This is a genomic window from Nitrobacter sp. NHB1, from assembly GCF_036964665.1.
Lineage (GTDB): Bacteria > Pseudomonadota > Alphaproteobacteria > Rhizobiales > Xanthobacteraceae > Nitrobacter.
In genome coordinates, this window is record NZ_JBAMDA010000001.1 from 1,895,882 (window position 1) to 1,913,277 (window position 17,396).

Genomic DNA, 17,396 nt, shown 5'->3' on the forward strand with positions numbered 1-17,396 from the left:
CTTTTGTGTTGCTCCGCCATCCGTTTCCGCTCGCGCGGCTTGCGATCAGTTGAACAGGCCCCTGAGAAACGGCGGCAGATCGCTGTGCCGCTTGCGCTTGCGCTTCATGGGTTTCGCGGCTGAAAACCGCGATGACGGCGCGGATGCGGACGGCGATGGCTTCGACGAATCCTTCACAGGCTTGCCTGCTGCCTTGGCGGCTGCCTTGGCGGACGGCGGTCGCCTCCGGGGCTCAGGCACCACATCCGCCGACATGGCCGCTGCGGGTCTAGCTTGCGGGGCGGCAAAAGGCGCCGTCTCACGCTCCGGAGATGCTTCCGACGTCTTGCCTCCTTGTTCCACCATTTCGCGCCGCGGCGCTTCCGCCGGGCGTTCGGCCGGCAGCGGCGGCGCGACTGCTGCCATGGAATCGTAAATCTCCCAGTGACAGATCCGGTAGCCGTTGCGGCGCTGGATCAGGTCGAGGTGAATATGATTCTCGTGATAACCATCGGATCCCGGCCCGAGCACCGTGGTGAAGCGCGCGCAAACGGAGCCCAGCACCTTTTCGCGCACATCACGCTCCACCGTACGATCCGTCAGATCGATCGTCCGTCCGTTTGCGAACTTGAGTGCACGCACGTCGAGCGCATTGGCGCGCCCGTGTTCGGACAGCTTTGCTCCGGCAACCCGATTGCGCCCCCGGCATTCGAACGAATCGAAATTGTCGAGCTCGCTGACGCGACTGCCGAGCCCTTCGGCCAGCGGCGCCATGTCGGTGCGAATCCAGTCCGCGACCGCCGCAGCCATCGTACAGCGCAGCGTGGCGGCAGGCTTGACCGGGACCCGGCCGCCGTCGGGCAGCACCACGGCTTCAAGCCGGACCAGGTCCTCACCGCCGCACGCGCCCGGCCCCCTGATCGCGGGAATGCTCGGGGCGATGGCTACCGCATCGGTCAGCGCCAGACGGCAGGCCGAAGGCGCCGGCGAAGTCTCGGGCGTCACGGGCGCAGCCTCACCCGCCTGCTTGCTGTCCTTGCCGTCGGTCGCTGCTGCTGCGGCCGGGCGAGGCTGCGGCAACGGCATCCCGGTCCCTGCCAAAGCCGCCGCCGGCATGACGAGGGCTGCGAGCGTGACCATGGCCAATCGGTCGCGGCCTAACCCTGCACAAGGTCGTTTGCGACGTGCAATCACCGCGTTAAACGTCTTCATGCCAATCCCTGCGGGACAACGATAGCCCGCTGGCGCGGATCAGGAGGAAGGTTCGAATGCGCGGCTTGATGCAAGACTGGCCCTTGCTGTGTCATCGGATCATCGATCATGCGGCAAAGATTCACGGCAAGCGCGAGGTGGTTACGCGATCGGTCGAGGGTCCGACTCATCGGACAAACTACGCCGAAATTCGCCGCCGCGCGCTGAAACTCGCGCAGCGGCTCGATCGCGAAGGCATTAAACTCGGTGATCGCGTCGCCACCATCGCATGGAACACCTGGCGTCATCTCGAGGCCTGGTATGGCATCATGGGCATCGGCGCCGTCTGCCATACCGTCAACCCCCGCTTGTTTCCGGACCAGATCGCCTGGATCATCAACCATGCTGAAGACCGCATCGTGATGGCCGATATCACTTTCATTCCGATTCTGGAAAAGATCGCCGACAAGCTGCCGAGCGTGGAGCGCTACATCGTTTTCACCGACAGGGCGCACCTGCCGCAGACCACGCTGAAAAATGCGGTCGCATACGAAGACTGGATCGCGGAAGCCGACGGCGACTTCGCCTGGAAAATGTTTGACGAAAACACCGCAGCGGGGATGTGCTACACCTCGGGGACCACGGGCGATCCGAAGGGCGTCGTGTATTCGCATCGCTCCAACGTGCTGCATTCCATGGTGGCCAACAACGGTGACGCGCTTGGTGCGGCATCGAGGGATACAATGCTGCCGGTGGTGCCGTTGTTCCATGCCAACAGCTGGGGCATCGCGTTCTCCGCGCCGTCCATGGGCACCAAGCTGGTGATGCCCGGCGCCAAGCTCGACGGCGCATCGGTGTACGAACTGCTGTCGACCGAGAAGGTCACGTTCACCGCTGGCGTGCCTACCGTGTGGCTGATGCTGCTGCAACACATGGAGAAGAACGACCTCAAGCTGCCGGACCTCAAGGTCGTGGCCTGCGGCGGTTCGGCGATGCCGCGCTCGATCATCAAGGCGTTCGACGACATGGGCGTCGAGGTTCGTCACGCATGGGGCATGACGGAAATGTCGCCGGTCGGCACGGTCGGCGGGCTACAGGGCCAATTCAGCCACCTCAAGGGAGACGCCAAGCTCGACCTGTTGCAGATGCAAGGTTATGCGCCGTTCACGGTCGAAATGAAGATCACCGACGACACCGGCAAGGAATTGCCGTGGGACGGCAAGACCTCCGGCCGGCTCAAGGTGCGAGGTCCCGCGATCTCCGGCGCCTACTACCGCGTCGAGGACATCATCCTCGACCAGCAGGGCTTCTTCGACACCGGCGACGTTGTCACCATTGACGAGTACGGCTACGTGCGGATCACGGACCGCACGAAGGACGTGATCAAGTCGGGAGGCGAATGGATTTCGTCGATCGACCTGGAAAATCTCGCGGTTGGCCATCCCAAGGTGGCGGAAGCCGCCGTAATCGGCGTGCACCATCCGAAGTGGGGCGAACGCCCGCTCCTGATCGTCCATGTCAGGCAGGGCGAGAGCCTGACACGCGAGGAGATTCTCGGTTTCATGGATGGCAAGATCTGCAAGTGGTGGATGCCTGACGACGTCGCGTTCGTCGACAGCATCCCCCACACCGCCACCGGAAAGATCTTGAAAAGGGCGCTGCGCGAGCAGTTCAAGGATTACAGCCTGCCGACCGCGGCGGCGATGCGGGGTTGAGAAAGACAAAAGGGAGAGCGGGAGACGGAGGACGCCTCCCGCTTCGTCGTCATCAGGCCGGGATCGCGCCGAAGCGGCCGCTCTGGAAATCGGCCATGGCCTGCCGGATCTCGTCCGTCGTGTTCATGACGAACGGGCCGTGCATCACCACCGGCTCGTCGATCGGCGCGCCGGACAGGATCAGCACCGAAGCCTCGGTGTTGGCCTCGATGGTCACCTCGCCGCCGCTGCGGTCGAGCAGCGCGAACTGCGCTTCTCGCGCGACCTCGCTGCCGTTGACCAGCACCGTGCCCTTGAGCACCACCACCGCGACGGTGTGGCCGTCACGCGGGTTGATCGTCGCAGCGCCGTTGCGGTTGAGCTTCACGTCGTAGATGTCGATCGGCGTGAAGGTTTTCGCCGGTCCTTTGCGGCCGTCGAATTCGCCCGCGATCACCCGCAGCTTGCCGACGCCGTCCGGCAGATCGACCACCGGAATGTCCGCGTTCAGCAGGGTCTGGTAGCCGGGATCGGCATTCTTCGCCTTGGCCGGCAGATTGACCCAGAGTTGCACCATCTCCAGCGTACCGCCCTTCCTGGTGAAGGCGCGCGAGTGGAACTCCTCGTGCAGGATGCCCGAGGCCGCCGTCATCCACTGCACGTCGCCCGGCCCGATCAGGCCGCCGTTGCCGGTAGAATCGCGGTGCTCGACCTCACCCTGATAGACGATGGTGACGGTCTCGAAGCCGCGATGCGGATGGACGCCGACGCCACGCGGCTGCTCCGCGGGCGTAAAGTCCGCCGGGCCGGCATAGTCCAGCAGCAGGAACGGGCTGACATGGTCGCCGTGGCTGACGTGCGAGAACAGCGAGCGGACCGGAAAGCCGTCTCCCACCCAATGCTGCCGGGGGCCGCTGAAAACACCGAGAATCTTTCGCATGATGAACCTCCTTGCCGCGGCCGAGATCGGCCGCTGTGTTGCAATGGAGGATATGGACGAGACAAATAGTTCGGTAGCTGGCAATATCACGCCTCACTGTCCTATAATTGAGACAATGACACAGGATCTCAACGACCTCTATTTCTTCGCCCAGGTGGTCGATCACGGCGGATTCGCCGCCGCCGCCCGCGCGCTGGGGATGCCGCGCTCGCGGCTGAGCCGCCGCATCGCGGTCTTGGAAGACAGGCTCGGGGTCCGGCTGATCCAGCGTTCGACCCGACGCTTCAGCGTCACCGAAATCGGGCAGGATTACTATCGGCATTGCGTTGCCATGCTGGTGGAGGCCAACGCTGCGCAGGAACTGATCGAACGCTCGCGCAGCAAACCGCAAGGTATCGTGCGGGTGAGTTGCCCGCCGCCGCTGCTGTATTTTCAGGTCGGCGAGATGGTCGCCCGCTTCATGGCCGAGTGCCCGGACGTCGAGGTCCATCTGGACAGCACGCCGCGCCGGGTCGACGTGATCGCTGAAGGCGTCGACATCGCGCTGCGCGTGCGTTTTCCGCCGCTGGAAGACAACGATCTGGTGATGCGGGTGCTGGCGGAAAGCACGCAGCGGCTGGTGGCAAGCCCGGCGCTGCTGAAGAGGCTGACCCGCCCGCCGGTTCCCGCCGATCTCGCCACGCTTCCCAGCATCGGCTGGGGGCCGCCACATCAGCGTCATGAATGGTGCCTCGACGGCCCCAATGAGGCCACCGCGCTGATCCCCTACGTGCCGCGCCTCATCACCGAGGACATGGTGGCGCTGCGCTTCGCGGCCTTGCGCGGCATCGGCGTCGGGCAGTTTCCGACCATGGTGGTGAAGACCGATCTCGACTCCGGCACGCTATTGGACGTGCTGCCGCAATGGAGTCCCCGCGCCGGCATCGTCCATGCGGTGTTCTCGTCACGGCGCGGGCTGTTGCCCTCGGTGCGGGCGCTGCTGGATTTTCTGGCTGCGGAGTTTGCCGCTTTGACGGAAACGAACAGCGGCGTTTCGCCAAGAAAGCAAATAAGGTAGGTGATCCGCGCTACCGTCCCCGCCGCAACCGGACACTCCGATGGCCCGCAGATTCCGCGCCGCTTATCAATCCGAACCGTTCTCCGCGCTCGCCACCTGGGCGCGGCGACTCGCGGTGTTCTCGGCGGTCGCGACGCTGGTATCCATTATGGTGGTCAGGTTCGGCTTCCTCGAAATGAAACCCGCGATGGCGACCTTCTTCGGCGCACTGGTTTGCGCCGGACTGTCCATCCTGGCGGCGTTCGCGGGCCTCGTGGCACTCTGGCGGGACGGCTCGCGCGGCATAGGCCGTATCCTGACGGCATTGCTGCTGGACGTGCTGATCCTCGCCTACCCCGCGTACCTCGCCGTGCAGTATCGCAAGCTGCCGCCGATCCACGATATCACCACCGATCCGATCAATCCGCCGCGGTTCGACACGCTGGCGCGGCTGCGCGGCGCCTACGGCGCCAACGCCGCTGTCTATGCCGGTCTTTATTCCGCCGAGCAGCAGCGCGCCGCCTATCCCCAGATCGAGCCGGTCGACCTCGACGTCTCGGCCCAACACGCCTTCGACATCGTCCGGCGGCTTGTCGCCCGGCGCAAATGGCTGGTGATCGACGAGCGCGCGCCGCAGCCGCCGCGGCAGCCCGGCCATATCGAGGCGGTGGCGAAAACGCCCGTCATGGGATTCCGCGAGGACGTCGCAATCCGCATCGCGTCGGACGGCGACGGGTCACGCGTCGATATCCGCTCGTCGTCGCGTTATTTCGAACACGATCTCGGCAGCAACGCCGCGCGCGTCAGCAGCCTGATCGACGACATCAACGCCGCCGCCGAAAACGTTGTCGAGAAGCCGGCGAAGGAGCCACGCGTGCCGGTCAAGTCTCCCGCCAAGAGCACGACCAAGCGATAAGGCTCACGCTTGAGCCGGATGAGGAAAAGTGTGGTGCGGTTTTCCGCCCGCATCCCGCTCTCAAATATTGGAATCGATCACGTTCGTGATTTTGGATCAATTCGATCCAAAATCATCGCGATCTAGCCGGTAGCGTCCGCCGATGACGGGATCGCCATCCGTGAGCACGAGGCCGCGCGCCACCAGGTCTTCCAGATGCGCGAGCACCGAATAGCCGGCGGCGCCGGACAACCGCGGATCGAGGCCGATATAGATGGCGCGGACCAGGGTCGGGATATCGGCCTCGCCTTTCGTGAGCCGATGCAGGATCGACGCCTCGCGCGCTTTGCGATGTCGTGCGAGATACCGAACGAAACGCGGTCCATCCCGGATCTCGGGGCCATGACCGGAGAAATACAAGTGCTCGTCGCGGTGCGAGAGCTTCTCGAGCGAGGCCATGTAGTCGATCATTGACCCGTCGGGCGGCGCAACGATCGAGGTCGACCAGCCCATGACATGGTCGCCGACGAAAAGAACGTTATGGTCCTTCCACGCAAAGACCATGTGGTTCGCGGTGTGCCCCGGTGTGGTCACGGCTTGCAGCGCCCAGCCGTCGCCGGTCACGACCTCGCCGTCGCGAAGCCGGACGTCCGGACGAAAATCGCGGTCGGCGCCGGATTCCGGATTGTGCTTTTCGCTCTCAAAACGCTGGCGCGAGGCGCGATGCGGCCCCTCCGCATAAACAGGCGCGCCGGTGGCCGCCTTGATGCGCGCGGTATTCGGTGAATGATCCTTGTGGGTGTGGGTGACGAAGATGTGCGTCACGGTCTCGCCCCTCACCGCATCGAGCAGCGCCTTCGCATGGGCCTCGCTGTCCGGTCCGGGATCGATGATCGCGACCTTGCCGCGGCCAACGATGTAGCTCACGGTGCCGGTGAAGGTGAAGGGGCTCGGATTGTCGCACAGCACGCGGCGGACACCGGGCACGACCTCCTCGACGACGCCCGGTTTCAGCGGAAAGTCACGATTGAACGGGATATCGTCGTTATCGGAGGTGTCGGTCATAACGGTTCCTAACTGGCGTCGGATGCACGCAAGCGTGGGACGCACCTCGCCCCGGTATACCCCGCGAAAGCGGGGTATCCAGTGGTCGCCGGCTATTCGGGAAAGAACAAAGCGCTCTGGAATACTGGGTCGTCCGCCTTCGCGGGCGATGACAGGTGTAGGTGTCGGCACGTCCGCATTTCCGAAGAAAGCGTCCTTACGAAAACGCCTGGATGCCGGTGATGGCGCGGCCGAGGATCAGCGCATGGACGTCGTGGGTGCCCTCATAGGTATTGACAGTCTCAAGATTGGCGGCGTGGCGCATCACGTGATAATCGATCTGGATGCCGTTGCCGCCGTGCATATCGCGCGCCATCCGCGCGATATCGAGCGCCTTGCCGCAATTGTTGCGTTTGACGATAGAGATCATCTCCGGCGCCATCTTGCCCTCGTCCATCAGCCGGCCGACACGCAGGCTGCCCTGAAGCCCGAGCGCGATGTCGGTCTGCATGTCCGCCAGTTTCTTCTGCACCAGTTGCGTCGCCGCCAGCGGACGGCCGAACTGCTTTCGCTCGAGCACGTATTTCCGCGCGCGATGCATACAGTCTTCCGCCGCGCCCATAACGCCCCATGAGATGCCGTAGCGCGCGCGGTTCAGGCAGCCGAATGGACCTTTCAGTCCGGACACGTTCGGCAGCAGGTTCTCTTCCGGCACCACCACGCCATCCATCACGATCTCGCCGGTGCACGACGCCCGCAAGCTGAGCTTGCCGCCGATCTTCGGGGCGGATAGGCCCTTCATGCCCTTCTCCAGCACGAAACCACGGATCTGATTATCGTGCGCCGCCGACCTGGCCCATACGACGAACAGGTCCGCGATCGGCGCGTTGGAAATCCACGTCTTCGAGCCGGTCAGCCGGTAGCCGTCCGACACCTTCTCGGCACGGGTTTTCATGCCGCCGGGATCGGAACCGGCATCCGGCTCGGTCAGGCCAAAACAGCCGACCCATTCGCCGGTCGCGAGCCTGGGCAGGTATTTCTTGCGCTGGCTCTCGTCGCCATAGGCATAGATCGGATACATCACCAGCGACGACTGCACCGAATTCATCGAGCGGTAGCCCGAGTCCACACGCTCGATCTCCCGCGCGACGAGGCCATAGGCAACGTAGCTGGCATTGGCGCAACCATATTCCTCCGGCAGAGTGATGCCGTTCAGGCCAAGCTCGCCCATCTCGTTGAAGATCTCGCGGTCGGTCTTCTCTTCCAGATAGGCCTTGACGATGCGCGGCAGCAGCTTGTCCTGCGCGTAGGCGCGCGCGGTGTCGCGGATCATGCGTTCGTCTTCGGTCAACTGATCGTCCAGCCCGAACGGATCGTCCCACTGGAAACTGACCGGCACGGGTTGGTCCTTGCTTTGCGGACGAACACTCATGACAATCCTTTCACACCACCCCGGATACCGCTATCGGCAAAATCGGACCGCTCCCAGTATACAGATAATTCGACGACAGAACCAATGTCATTCCGGAACGCGCGCGCGACCGCGCATGAGCGCTCATGCCCGCAAATGACAACGACCGTCAGATCTCGAGATACTCGTTCGAAACGATCTCGATGCCGAAACCGGAGAGGCCCTTGTAGTCGTACGCCGACGACGTCAGATGCCGTATCGACGTCACGCCGAGATCGCGCAGGATCTGCGCGCCGACGCCGACCTCGCGCCACTGCCTGTTGCGATCGGCTTCCGCCGATTTGTGTTCGGGGAGCGGCGCCACCGGCACCCCAGCAGCGCCGTCTCGCAGATACACCAGCACGCCGCTGCCGGCCTTCTTGAAATGCTCGAGCACGACCTCCATGCGCCGCGGCCCGGCGAAGATATCGCGCACGATATTTGGCTTGTGGAAACGGGTCAGAACATTCTTTCCATCCCCGATGCCGGCGTAGACGAACGCGACATGGGCCATGGAATCGAACGGCGAACGGTAGGCGTAGCCCTGCAGCGGCCCGATCGGGCTGTCGATCGTAAACTCCGAGACCCGCTCGATCAGCTTCTCTCGCGCCTGACGATACGCGATGATGTCGGCGATGGTGACATGCTTGAGGCTGTGCGCGGCAACGAACCGCGCAACCTGCTCGCCTTTCATCACCGTGCCGTCGTCGTTCATCAACTCGCTGATGACACCGACCGGCGGCAGGCCGGCCAGCTTGCAGAGATCGACCGCCGCCTCGGTATGGCCCGCGCGCAGCAGGACACCGCCGTTGCGCGCGATCAGCGGGAAGATGTGACCGGGCCGGGCAAAGTCGCTGGCGCCGGCGTTGGGATTGGCGAGCGCCCGGCAACAGGAGGCACGCTCTTCGGCCGAAATGCCGGTGCCGCCATCGGGCTTGTAATCGATCGAGACGGTGAAAGCCGTGGTATGATTGGACTCGTTATGCGCGACCATCGGATCAAGCCGCAGCCGTTGCGCCTCCTCCGTCGTGATCGGTGCGCAAACTATGCCGGAGGTGTGCCGTATGATGAACGCCATCTTCTCCGCGGTGCAGAGCGATGCCGCGACGATTAGATCGCCCTCGCCCTCGCGGTCGTCATCGTCGGTGACGGCGACGATTTCGCCGTTGGCAAAAGCCTCCAGCACTTCCGGAATTGGATGGGACATGGCCTGCACTTTCCCGTTTGACGGACGTTCGTATGACCTAGAGCATTTTCCGGCTAAGTGGAATCCGGTTAGCCGTAAGAAAATGCTCTCAATCAATAATGTGCGCGTATTCCGATCGCAAAACCGGTACCCACTTTTGCGGAAATACGCGCAGAGCGGGCAGTGTTGCAACTATATCGGTCCACATGGGTATGTGAGGAAAGGCGAGCCGCGGCGCGCTCCTCGCCCACCGTCGCGGAGACTCACTGCCCTACGGCAGCACCTCCCGGCGCTCGCTTAGAAGCGCATCGGATTCGGCACGCTTGTCGGCCAGCAGCCCGTTATCGGCGGCCTCGATCGCCGCGAACAGCTCGTGCGCGTCGGTCAGCCGCGTCACCGTCACGTAATCCGCGCCGGCGGCATACTGATCCCCGACGTCCGACAGCAGGTCCGCCGTCGAGATGATCTTTGCGGTCGGGTTGAGCGAGCGGACGTGGCGAACGAGCTTTTCGTTATTGGCGCCCTTAAGCAGCGAATCCGGCACGCTCAGAATGATGATCTCGGCGCTGCCGACCCCGGCATGAAGCAGCGTATCCACGTTGCTGATGTCGCCATAGGTGACGTGGAGACCGCGGGCAACGAGCGTGCTGAACACCACCGGGTTGAAGTCGACCACGGCGATCTGGTCCAGCAGCGACTCGTCCCGGCGTTCGATCTCGCTCAGCAGCGCGCTGGCGGCACGGAAGAATCCAAGAATGACGATGCGCCGCGGTTCGCCATGGCCGTCCTCGCCGTGTCCTCCCGCACTATATCCGCCCTCCCCGGCTTCGGTGCGGTCGAGGTCCCGAAGGCCGAGCCGCTTCAGGAACCTGATGCCCAGCCGCGAAAGCTGATCGCTGCGCCCGATCGCGAACGTACTCAGCACCGCCAGCACCACGAACGCGAACGACGCGGCGCTCGCGGTCTGAGTCTTGATGTGCCCCGCAACCACGCCGGTCTGGATCACGACCAGCGAAAACTCGCTGATCTGCGCCAGATTGATCGCCGGCAGCAGGCTGGCGCGCAGTCCCTGCTTCATCAGATACAGCGGCAAAAACGTCGTGACAACGCGACTCGCCACCGTGAAGGCCGCGATCATCAGCGCGAGCCCGATCACCGAACCGTTCGGGATCGGAATGGTCATGCCCAGCGCGACGAAGAACAGCGTGATGAAAAAGTCCCGCAGCGTCGTCACCTTGGCGGTGACATCGAGCGCGTAAGGAAAGGTCGAGAGCGACACACCGGCCACCAGCGAGCCCATTTCGCGGGACAGGTGCAACCGTTCGGCGATCTCGCCGATCAGAAAGCACCACGCCAGCGCGCCGAGCAGCACCAGCTCCGGGCGGCGAGCGATCTGGTGAAACAGATAAGGCAGCACGTAGCGGCTGAGGATCAGCGCGGTCGCCACCAGCGCGCCGACCCGCGCGATCGAGAGCAGGATGATGGACATCTGAAGATTGTCGAGACTGGGCTGCACCGCCAGGAACAGGATCGCGAAGATATCCTGCAACACCAGCACGCCGAGCGTGATGCGGCCCGGCAGGGTATCGAGTTCGCGCTTCTCGTAAAGGACCTTGACGATGATGACCGTGCTCGACAGCGCGCAGGCGACGCAGAGATACAGCGCATCGAAACCGCCGTGGCCCATGCCAAGCCCGATTGCCATGAAGAACAGCACGCCGAGGATGCAGCCGCCGAGGAGTTGGCCGCCGGCTGCGACCACGATCACCCGCCCGGCGCGCACGATCTTCTTCAGGTCGATTTCCAGGCCGATCATGAAAAGCATGAAGATCAGGCCGAGTTCGGAGATGGTCTGGATCGATTCCTGCGACTTGACCCATCCCATTCCGAACGGGCCGATGAAAAACCCGGCCAGCAGATAGGCCAGAATCAACGGCTGTCGGGAAAAATGCGCGACCAGCCCGAGGCCCCAGGCAAACAGGATGGAAAGCGTGATATCGCCGATAAGTTCGTGCATGCCCCTCAGCCAGTCGGCAGGATTTCCGGACGCTCAGGCTAAGGATACGCGGTTACCGCCGGCTTCGTCGATGCCCGGCGCGCCCGCTTTTTCGCGCAAATTCGGGACAACCCTGCCCTTCCCGGGAAGCTCACCGGCAACAGGCAGCCCGCGGCACTCAGGTGGAGAACCGCAGCCCCTTGCCGAGATCCTTGCCGTCGCGCTTGAGGACGGCGCCAGCATCGAGATTGAGTTCGAAAGGCATCAGGATGGCGCCCTCGATCTTGCCGTTGCCGGCAGCTCAATGGCGTCGAGGTTGGCCGACGTCATCGTGTAAATCTGATCGGAACGGCGAGTGTGATCGAACGACCTCCGACATTCGGCGGCGGCGCGGGAACTGGGCTGGCGCGTCGCGGCAGGGACACCGATTCCGCGTCGAGCGAAGCGTCCCCGGACGAACGAACCAGGCGCGAGGAGAGGACGCGGCCCGAGCGGTCTATCGTGAATACGACCGTCGCAACGCCGGTCCCTGCGCCGGGCGGGAAGCGCTTGTGGCGGTTGAGATGGGCCATCAACGCGCCGCGCCAGGATGCCCGCGACATCGACGACGACAGCCCTTCGGCCGACGCGGCGGCACGGTCCGCGCGCTGCGCCTGCGAACTGGGCGGCGCGGTGGTGCGCGGGGCCTTCTTCTGCTTTTTCTTCTTCGGTTTCGGCTTCGGCTTCGGCTTCGGCCGCTCGGCCTTCGGCGGCAACACCACCTCCGCCTTCTCCATCTTCGGCGGTTCCGGCGGCTTGATCTCGGTTTCCACCGGCGTCTTCAACTCAGGTTGCGGCTCGACCTTCTCCTCGACCGGCTTCTCCGGTTGTGGCTCCGGCCGATCCTCGGCCTCCTCCATCTGCGGTCCCGGCGCCACATCCTGCTGCGGCACCTCGGGGGCGACGGCGAGCGGCGCCAGTTCCATCATGATGGCGGCCGGCGGATCGCCCGGCGGCTCGGCCGCCGCCGGCCGGTTCAGCGCCAGCCATATCCCGCCGGCGTGCAACCCAATCACGGCGAGCCCGGCCACCGTCCAGCGCAACGCGGACAGCAAGGTCACTTCGCTGCCGGTCCGGCCGTCGGGGTCGCGCCAGTCGATCATGGCTGTGTCGCCGCCACCGGCGCTGCCGCCGCCTGCCCGGTGTCCTCAAGTCCGACCAGCGCGATCTTGAGATAGCCGGCGTCGCGCAACAGGTTCATCACCTTCATCAACTCGTTGTAGGCCACCGACCCGTCGGCGCGCAGGAACACCCGTTGCTCGCGGTCGTTGTCGGTCTGTTGATCCAGCGTCGCCTGAAGCGCGCTGCGCGGCACATCCTCATTGCCGAGCGCCAGCGTCAGGTCGGACTTCACCGTCAGGAACACCGGCTTGTCCGGGCGCGGCTGCGGCTGGGCGTTGGACACCGGCAAATCCACCGCCACGTCCACCGTCGACAGCGGCGCCGCCACCATGAAGATGATGAGCAGCACCAGCATCACGTCGATGAACGGCGTGACGTTGATCTCGCTGAGTTCGTCGATGCCGCCGTCGTGCGGGTCCTTGAGCGATACGGCCATGGCGGCTCACTCCGCGGCGGCGCGGCCGCGCTCCGGCGAAACCAGCCCCCGCTCCAGCCGTTCCAGGTCGCGCGAGATGTGCTGGATGATTTCGCCGGAGACATCCGACAACAGCGCTCGGTAGCTCGCCAGCGCCCGCGCAAACACGTTGTAGATAATCACCGCCGGAATGGCGGCGACGAGACCGAGCGCGGTGGCGAGCAACGCTTCGGCGATGCCCGGCGCCACCACGGCAAGATTGGTGGTCTTGGACAGGGAGATGCCGATGAAGGCGTTCATGATCCCCCACACCGTGCCGAACAGACCAACGAAGGGCGCGGTGGCGCCGATCGTCGCCAACAGCCCGGTGCCGCGTGCGACCTCGCGGCCCGCCCTCGCCTCGATGCGCGACAGCGCGATCGCCAGCCGCTCCTTGATGCCGTCAGCCGAAAGATCGCGCGAGCGCTTACGTTCGCCCTCCGCCGCCTCCAACAGCTCGGCCACCGTGCCCTGACCGGTCCAGCCATCCGCGGTTTCAGCCTGCGCCGCCGCAAGGCTATCGGCGCGGACGAGCTTGCGCACGCAGCTCTGCGCCCGCCGCCGCGCCGCCGCCAGCTCCATGCCCTTGGCCAGCCAGATCGTCCACGTCACCAGCGAGGCGAACGCCAGCCCGATCATTACCGCCTTCACGACGATGTCCGCCTGCATGAACATCCCCCACGGCGACAGATCGCGCGGCAATGTCGAGGCCGATACCGACGGCGCAGACCGAGCAGGCGGTGCGTCCACGGCAGTCGCTTCGGACGAGCGCGACGATGCGGGCGGAGCACCCTGGGAGACCGCATCAGGCCTGGGTGACCGCGACGTCTCTCCGGGTGCCGGCGGCGTCGAAGATAATGGTGAGGGGGAGACCGCCGGCGACGTTCCCTGCTGCTGCGCATGTGCCGGCACTACAGCCGCAAGAACGGCGAACACGACGACAAGCACCAGACGTGCCGCCCCTGTTACAAATTGCGTCATCATTCCCCGTTCCTCGCTCCTACTGACTTGACAGCGCCACCGGGTCGAGCCGCGCGGCGCAAAACGCCGGCATGAAGCCGAACAACGCCCATCACCACCGCTCCCGTCAGCGCTCCCGCAGCTTCATCCGATTAAGCCGGGCAGTCTTCGTTTGGACGCCCGGTTCACATGCGGCTTGCAACGCAGCCTTGAGCAATCAGCGATATCCCCGATCGTCATCACAAAATTCAGGCGCTATGCCATTTTCACCCTATTCATCTCGACCGTTATATGCATACACATATAGCAATATTCGAAGCCGAGGAAGACCAGATGCCGTCTGACCGTCGCCACAAGCGGTACCGCTTTCGCAGACTGCCTTCATTGTCTATCCTGGCAGTGCTGTGTGGAAGCGCGTCGGCTCAAGAGATGCTTCCGACAATCGATGTCCGGAGCGACGCGGCGCAAACTGCCGACGTGACTCCTGATTATAAGGTCAACCGCGTAGAGCTCGGGCCCCTGGGCAAGAAGCCCCTGATTGACACGCCCTTCTCAGTCAATACGGTCTCGGAAGCGCTCGCTGAAAATCAGCAACTTCAAAGCGTGCGTGAAGCGTTCCGCTTCATTCCTTCAGTCCAGGGCGAGAACGTCCGTCCACAGACGCGCGGTCTTCAAGCGAGCGTCGTGCAAAACACGCGCGTCGATGGCTTGAATATTGCCGCAACGACTGACTATCCGATCGAAGAATTTCAACGCCTCGACGTGTTGAACGGAATCGCCGGCGCGTTGTTTGGCCCGGCTCAGCCGGGCGGAACCTTCAATTACATCATGAAGCGTCCGACCGCCGACCCATTGCAGCGTTTCACGGGAGGCTATCTCTCCACCGGCCAGTGGCTCGCGCACATGGATCTTGGAGGCTTCGCCGATCCGGAGCATCGCCTCGGCTATCGATTAAACCTTCTCGATCAGGATGGCGCAAGCTACGTCGGCAACAGTCGGCTGCAACGCCAACTCGCCAGCTTCGGCGGCGATATTCACTTTAGTCCCGACACGGTCCTCGAGACAAATGCGAGTATTTATCATTACAAAACGGAGGGATTGCCTGGAACCTTCGCCGTTGCAAAGGGCGTCCTCTTTCCAGCAGCCGTCGACCCGGCTCGGGTTGGTTACGGCCAGCCGTGGGGAGGCGACGACAATACGACAACGATCCTGAGCGGTCGCATCAAGCATGATTTTAACGAGAATTGGAGCTTCTCCGCCGGCGTCTCGCGCAATACAAGCGATCGCGCCTCTACGGTTCCAACAAATACGCTCATCAACAACGCTGGACGTTACGTAACGACCGCGGCGACAACGACCTATAGTCTTGACACGGTCACCAGCAATCAAGCCATTCTGAATGGCCGTTTCGAGACGGGGCCGCTCAAGCACGATCTGTTTCTCGCCAATAACGGTTTCTCCTGGGATCGCTACAGGCCGTTCAAGATCGGCGCACTCACGGCTGGCAGCGCCAGCCTCGACAATCCGTTGACCTTTCCCGAGCCGAATTTTCCGGATTTCAAAGACCGCTACAGATCTGTGAACACCTTCCAGCAATCGATTACCCTGGGAGACACCATTGCTCTCAACGATCAATGGTCGGTGTTGGGCGCTATCAGCGACAGTTGGATCGATACCAACAACTACAATACGGTTGGCGGCGTCACGGGCGGGTATAATGCCAATGGATGGAGCCCGCTCGGCAGCGTTATGTTCAAGCCACGCGAAAACATGACGACCTATTTCACCTACGCGGATAGCTTACAGCAAGGCGACAGTGCACCGGCCGGCACGCTCAATCAGGGCGAGACTCTGGCCCCCTATCGAAGCAATCAATATGAACTCGGCGCCAAGTTCGATTTCGGGCGCTTCAACCTGAATGCCGCGCTCTACAGAATCGAGCGACCTTATGCTTTCACCGGGCCGGATAACGTTTTTTCCGTTAAAGGGACACAGATCAATCGTGGAATTGAACTGATGGCGTCAGGCGCTATCAATGATGAATGGACCGTGCACGGTGGGATGACGTTCATCGACCCTCGGCTCTACAATACGGGTTCATCCCAAACTGACGGCCAACGCATTCTGGGATTATCTCAATTCGTCACGAATTGTTTGCTCGAATATCATGTTCCCACCGTTCAAGGACTGACATTCAGCGGGAACGTCACCTATGCGACGAACCGGCCCACTGACTACGCGAACACATCATTTGTTTCCGGCTACGCTGTGCTCGATCTCGGCATGCGCTATGCGCAGCTCGTTGCCAACAAGCGGGTCACGTTCAGGCTCGATGTTTTCAATGTCACGGATCTTCATTATTGGGCCAATGTGACGCCGGCGGCTCAGAATGGATATAATGCGACAGGTTCAGCGACCGGTACTTTGGGCGCGCCGCGGACTGTCCGTGCTTCGCTACAGGTTGAACTGTGAAGACCCGATTTATCGCAGTCGCCTGTGCAAGCGCCCTCGCTCTGGCGATGATTGTCGGCTCACGAGCCTGTCGCGCGGAAACAGAGGGGCAGACGGCGCCACTGCAGGTTTACGCGGCCGGGAGCACGCGCGGAGTCCTCACTGCGATTGCAGACGATTACACCAAGGCGACAGGCCAGAGATTTGAACTCACATTCGGCCCGGCAGGTCTGCTCTTGGACAGAATCAGGAAGGATGGCGGCGCGGACGTTTACGTTTCCGCCAATATGGCGCACCCCCAGCGACTTTTCGCAGAAGGCGTCGGCACGCGTCCCGTCATCTTCGCAAGGAATCGACTATGCGTGACCGGCCGCGCGGAGCTTGGTCTCACTCAAGAGAATCTGCTCGACACATTGCTTGAGCCGTCAATAAAGATCGGCACGTCGACGCCCGGTGCCGATCCGGGAGGAGATTACGCCTGGCAATTCTTCGATCGGGCGGAGACGGTTCGCGCGGGCGCGAAGCAGGCGCTCATCAAGAACGCACGTCAGCTGGTTGGAGGACCGACCAGCCCTAAGTTGCCCGCGGGAGAAACCGCGATACATTACTACTTCACGCGACATGAGGCCGATGTCTTCATTGGTTACTGCAGTTCGCATACAAAAATCGGCGTCGAAACAGAAAGGCCGTCGGATTTGCCGCTCACGCGGGTCGAAGTGCCTCAACCGCTCGCCATGCCCATCAACTATGGGCTGACCGTCCTGAGGACAATCAAGGAAACGAACCGCAGGGACGCTGCATATCGCTTCGCGATTTACCTGATGTCTCCGGATGCGCAACGGCGCCTCCCGGAATATGGCTTCCTTCCGGGCGGCGGGCTTTAGCCGGAGTTTGACGCGCATGGCGATGATCTCTGTTCGCACATGCCTCTCGCTCTCGTCTATGAGATCGGCCTCCGT

15 protein-coding genes are annotated in these 17,396 nt (G+C 63.0%); 6 read left to right on the plus strand and 9 right to left on the minus strand.

Features of this window, described 5'->3' with window-relative positions; all coding sequences use genetic code 11:
* Positions 1–45 precede the first annotated feature (45 nt).
* Positions 46–1,119, minus strand: a complete 1,074-nt coding sequence (locus V4R08_RS08855) for an extensin family protein (protein ID WP_335579019.1) — start codon at positions 1,117–1,119, stop codon at positions 46–48.
* 128 nt (positions 1,120–1,247) lie between these two features.
* Here V4R08_RS08855 and V4R08_RS08860 point away from each other — a divergent pair, with 128 nt between their 5' ends.
* Entirely contained in the window at positions 1,248–2,885 is a 1,638-nt protein-coding gene (locus V4R08_RS08860) for a fatty-acid--CoA ligase (RefSeq protein WP_335579020.1), read from the plus strand.
* Between the two features lie 52 nt (positions 2,886–2,937).
* Here V4R08_RS08860 and V4R08_RS08865 read toward each other — a convergent pair whose 3' ends face one another.
* Entirely contained in the window at positions 2,938–3,804 is an 867-nt protein-coding gene (locus tag V4R08_RS08865) for a pirin family protein (protein ID WP_335579021.1), read from the minus strand.
* 115 nt (positions 3,805–3,919) lie between these two features.
* Here V4R08_RS08865 and V4R08_RS08870 point away from each other — a divergent pair, with 115 nt between their 5' ends.
* Complete coding sequence (locus V4R08_RS08870; RefSeq protein WP_335579022.1) at positions 3,920–4,861, plus strand: LysR family transcriptional regulator; 942 nt, start codon at positions 3,920–3,922, stop codon at positions 4,859–4,861.
* A gap of 40 nt (positions 4,862–4,901) precedes the next feature.
* On the plus strand, positions 4,902–5,756 hold the full coding sequence (locus V4R08_RS08875; protein ID WP_335579023.1) for a DUF1499 domain-containing protein: 855 nt from the start codon (positions 4,902–4,904) through the stop codon (positions 5,754–5,756).
* Positions 5,757–5,852: 96 nt separating this feature from the next.
* On the opposite strand, the gene V4R08_RS08880 is transcribed toward V4R08_RS08875, so the two are convergent.
* The 4 genes from V4R08_RS08880 to V4R08_RS08895 form a co-directional block, all read right to left on the minus strand.
* Positions 5,853–6,800, minus strand: coding sequence for an MBL fold metallo-hydrolase (locus V4R08_RS08880; RefSeq protein ID WP_335579024.1), 948 nt, complete (start codon positions 6,798–6,800; stop codon positions 5,853–5,855).
* A gap of 196 nt (positions 6,801–6,996) precedes the next feature.
* Entirely contained in the window at positions 6,997–8,211 is a 1,215-nt protein-coding gene (locus V4R08_RS08885) for an acyl-CoA dehydrogenase (RefSeq protein ID WP_335579025.1), read from the minus strand.
* Positions 8,212–8,359: 148 nt separating this feature from the next.
* Positions 8,360–9,436 carry a 3,4-dihydroxy-2-butanone-4-phosphate synthase gene (ribB, locus tag V4R08_RS08890; protein WP_335579026.1) on the minus strand — a complete coding sequence of 359 codons (1,077 nt, stop codon included), beginning with the start codon at positions 9,434–9,436 and terminating at the stop codon, positions 8,360–8,362.
* Between the two features lie 250 nt (positions 9,437–9,686).
* Complete coding sequence (locus V4R08_RS08895) at positions 9,687–11,432, minus strand: cation:proton antiporter (RefSeq protein ID WP_335579027.1); 1,746 nt, start codon at positions 11,430–11,432, stop codon at positions 9,687–9,689.
* Positions 11,433–11,502: 70 nt separating this feature from the next.
* Here V4R08_RS08895 and V4R08_RS08900 point away from each other — a divergent pair, with 70 nt between their 5' ends.
* Positions 11,503–11,748 carry a hypothetical protein gene (locus V4R08_RS08900; protein ID WP_335579028.1) on the plus strand — a complete coding sequence of 82 codons (246 nt, stop codon included), beginning with the start codon at positions 11,503–11,505 and terminating at the stop codon, positions 11,746–11,748.
* Here the strand turns inward: V4R08_RS08900 and V4R08_RS08905 are convergent.
* The 3 genes from V4R08_RS08905 to exbB are packed head-to-tail and all read right to left on the minus strand — an operon-like array spanning position 11,738 to position 14,007.
* Positions 11,738–12,553 (minus strand): energy transducer TonB family protein, encoded by an 816-nt coding sequence (locus tag V4R08_RS08905; RefSeq protein WP_335579029.1) that lies wholly within the window; start codon positions 12,551–12,553, stop codon positions 11,738–11,740. The two genes, V4R08_RS08900 and V4R08_RS08905, sit on opposite strands and share 11 nt — an antisense overlap.
* Positions 12,550–13,008 (minus strand): TonB system transport protein ExbD, encoded by a 459-nt coding sequence (exbD, locus tag V4R08_RS08910; RefSeq protein ID WP_335579030.1) that lies wholly within the window; start codon positions 13,006–13,008, stop codon positions 12,550–12,552. Before exbD ends, V4R08_RS08905 begins: the two co-directional genes overlap by 4 nt.
* Before the next feature lie 6 nt (positions 13,009–13,014).
* Positions 13,015–14,007 carry a tonB-system energizer ExbB gene (gene exbB, locus V4R08_RS08915; protein ID WP_335579031.1) on the minus strand — a complete coding sequence of 331 codons (993 nt, stop codon included), beginning with the start codon at positions 14,005–14,007 and terminating at the stop codon, positions 13,015–13,017.
* Between the two features lie 363 nt (positions 14,008–14,370).
* Between exbB and V4R08_RS08920 the strand changes: the two genes are divergently transcribed.
* Complete coding sequence (locus V4R08_RS08920; RefSeq protein ID WP_335579032.1) at positions 14,371–16,458, plus strand: TonB-dependent receptor; 2,088 nt, start codon at positions 14,371–14,373, stop codon at positions 16,456–16,458.
* Positions 16,455–17,321: a substrate-binding domain-containing protein gene (locus tag V4R08_RS08925; RefSeq protein WP_335579033.1), complete on the plus strand. Its 867-nt coding sequence runs from the start codon at positions 16,455–16,457 to the stop codon at positions 17,319–17,321. Before V4R08_RS08920 ends, V4R08_RS08925 begins: the two co-directional genes overlap by 4 nt.
* The last annotated feature ends 75 nt before the right edge of the window (positions 17,322–17,396 follow it).